At 71.9% G+C, this 2,413-nt stretch carries 2 protein-coding genes; both read left to right on the top strand.

Annotated features, from left to right (window positions below):
* The first annotated feature begins 6 nt into the window (after window positions 1-6).
* Window positions 7-876, top strand: a complete 870-nt coding sequence (locus tag H5J33_RS31235) for a formylglycine-generating enzyme family protein (protein WP_258565534.1) — start codon at window positions 7-9, stop codon at window positions 874-876.
* Window positions 873-2,413 (top strand): sulfatase (locus H5J33_RS31230; protein WP_181798125.1); only part of this gene is annotated, 1,541 nt, incomplete at its 3' end. The genes H5J33_RS31235 and H5J33_RS31230, both read left to right, overlap by 4 nt.

Below are 2,413 nucleotides of genomic sequence, written 5' to 3'. Positions count from 1 at the left end.
ACCGGGCTGCTTCCTTTGCCGCGGGCGCGCCGCGCCGCCCACCCCGCCCTGGTGGAGCTGCCCGGCGGCACCTTCCTGCGCGGCGACGCCTTCGACGAGGGCTACCACGCCGACCACGAGGGCCCGGTCCGCGAGGTGAGCGTCGCACCGTTCGCCATCGACGCCACCGCCGTCACCAACGCCCAGTACGCGGCCTTCGTCGAGGCCACCGGCCACCGCACCGACGCCGAGCGCTTCGGCTCCTCGTACGTCTTCCACCTCCTGCTCCACCCCGCCGCCGAGCGCCACGTCCTCGGCCGCGTCCCGGGAGCACCCTGGTGGCTCGGCGTCACCGGAGCGTCCTGGCACGCCCCCGAGGGCCCCGGCTCCGACCTCGACGGCCGCGCCGACCACCCGGTGGTGCACGTCTCCCACCACGACGCCCTGGCGTACTGCGCCTGGGCGGGGCTGCGGCTGCCCACGGAGGACGAGTGGGAGTACGCCGCGCGCGGCGGCCTGCAAGGCGCCCGCTATCCGTGGGGGAACGACTTCACGCCGGGCGGGCGGGAGATGTGCAACACCTGGCGAGGACACTTTCCCCACCGCTCCGACCGGCCCGGCGGCAGCACCGGCACCATGCCCGTCACCGCCTACGAACCCAACGGGTTCGGCCTGTACAACACCTCCGGCAACGTGTGGGAGTGGGTCCAGGACACCCACGGCGCCGGCGAACGGGTCATCCGCGGCGGCTCCTACCTCTGCCACGCCTCCTACTGCAACCGCTACCGGGTCGCCGCCCGCTCCCACAACACCCCCGACTCCTCCACCGGCCACGGCGGCTTCCGCTGCGCCCGCGACACGGAGCCGGCCGCACCGGAAGGACGTACCACCTCGTGAAGGCCGTCATGGTGATGTTCGACAGCCTCAACCGGCACATGCTGCCGCCCTACGGCGGACCCGAGTGGGTCCACGCCCCGAACTTCGCCCGCCTCGCCGCCCGCACCGTCACCTACGACACCTGCTACGCCGGCTCGATGCCCTGCATGCCCGCCCGCCGCGAACTGCACACCGGCCGCCACAACTTCCTGCACCGCGGCTGGGGCCCGCTCGAACCGTTCGACGACTCCATGCCCGAACTGCTGAAACAGAACGGCGTCCACACCCACCTGGTCAGCGACCACCAGCACTACTGGGAAGACGGCGGCGCCACCTACCACGGCCGCTACAGCACCTGGGAGTTCTTCCGCGGCCAGGAGGGCGACCCGTGGAAGGGCCACGTCGCCGACCCGCGCCCGCCCGAGGACCTGCGCGCCGGCCGGGGCGAGCTGTGGCGCCAGGACTGGGTCAACCGGCAGTACCTCGGCAGCGAGGCCGAGCAGCCGCAGACCCTCACCTTCGACGCGGGGCTGGAGTTCCTGAGCGTCAACCACGCCGAGGACGACTGGTTCCTGCAGATCGAGACGTTCGACCCGCACGAGCCCTTCTTCACCCAGGCCCACTACAAAGACCTCTACCCCCACGACTACGACGGTCCCCACTTCGACTGGCCCGACTACAACCGGGTCACCGAGACGCCGGAACAGGTCGAACACGCCCGCTACGAGTACGCGGCGCTGCTGTCCATGTGCGACCACTCGCTCGGCCGGGTCCTGGACGCCATGGACACCCACGGCCTGTGGGACGACACCCTGCTGATCGTCTGCACCGACCACGGCTTCCTGCTGGGTGAGAAGGGCTGGTGGGCGAAGGTGGTCCAGCCCTGGTACGAGGAGCTGGTCCACACCCCGCTCTTCGTGCACGACCCGCGCCGCCCGGACCGCGCCGGCACCCACGACGCCACCCTCGTCCAGACCATCGACATCGCGCCGACCCTGCTGGAGTACTTCGGCGTCGACCGCACGCCCGACATGCAGGGGCGTCCCCTGGGCGGGACGGACGGGACGGCCGGCGCCGGGGCCGGGCGGACGTCCGCCCTGTTCGGCATGTTCGGCGGCCATGTGAACATCACCGACGGCCGCTACGTCTACATGCGCGCCTGCCACGACGACACCAACCTGCCCCTCAACGAGCACACCCTGATGCCCACCCGCATCCGCGGCCGCTTCACCCCGCACGAACTCGCCGACATCTCCCTCGCGGAACCCTTCTCCTTCACCAAAGGGGTGCGGACCGTCCGGGTCCCCGCGCCCGCGCCGGCGCTCCTCGGCCCCCAGCGGTTCGGCACCCTGCTCTTCGACCTCGCGACCGACCCGCACCAGGAACGGCCGATCGTGGACGACGCCGTCGAACTGCGCATGATCCGGCTCCTGGTCGAGCAGTTGCGCGCCAACGACGCCCCGCACGACCAGTACGAACGCCTCGGCCTCCCCCACGAGCCGGACTCCGCCGACGAGAGGCACCTGCTCGTGGCCGCACAGCGCGAGCGGGCGGACGT

Origin of the sequence: Streptomyces sp. WELS2, from assembly GCF_013870595.1 — a bacterium.
Taxonomy (GTDB): domain Bacteria; phylum Actinomycetota; class Actinomycetes; order Streptomycetales; family Streptomycetaceae; genus Streptomyces.
Note: the sequence above shows the minus strand (reverse complement) of the source record. Positions and strands in the feature narration are given on the sequence as shown.